Here is a 567-nt window from a genome sequence, read left to right on the forward strand (position 1 = left end):
TCTCAGCACTGCTATTTGTTAAAACGCATCAAAATCATTTTGACTTGCTTTAATAGTTTTTTGTTTTCCGTCTTCTGAATTGTTGTCAATATATTCTTGAATATAATCAAGTACTTGCGATATATTCATTTCATCCATTTCACTCGCTGTAAGACCACATTGCTTCGCAACATAATAGAATGACTCCTCCGTAAACAGTTCATCACTTCCGCTGACTTCATCTACTTTTTTTTTGATGAAATTGAGCTTTCTAACAAGTCAATGATTTCTGGGAAAATTTCAGCCAATGGCATTGAATCAAATTCATCCAACCAATCAATCGGGTCACCAATATTTTTATCTGCTGTTTTCGCAAGTACCCAGATAAAGTTGTAGAAAACTTCAAAGTCAAGATAATCTAATTCGCTGTAATCAATTTTTGCTAAGTCAAATTCTTCACCATCATTGCCTGCCATCAACTTACTCAGCTTTAACAACTCGCTAAAGTAGTCTTTTCTAAACTGTGCTTTGTATCTTTTTGGTGTTCCAGCTGTTGATTTTAATTTAACTTTTTTTCCGTCTATTTCG

1 protein-coding gene is annotated in these 567 nt (G+C 33.9%); it reads right to left on the reverse strand.

Features of this window, described 5'->3' with window-relative positions:
• Positions 1-221: 221 nt before the first annotated feature.
• A partial coding sequence (locus LRA01S_RS11150; RefSeq protein WP_306301681.1) for a hypothetical protein occupies positions 222-567 on the reverse strand: 346 nt, incomplete at its 5' end.

The organism is Pseudolactococcus raffinolactis NBRC 100932 (genome assembly GCF_001591765.1).
In the GTDB taxonomy this organism is placed as follows: domain Bacteria; phylum Bacillota; class Bacilli; order Lactobacillales; family Streptococcaceae; genus Pseudolactococcus; species Pseudolactococcus raffinolactis.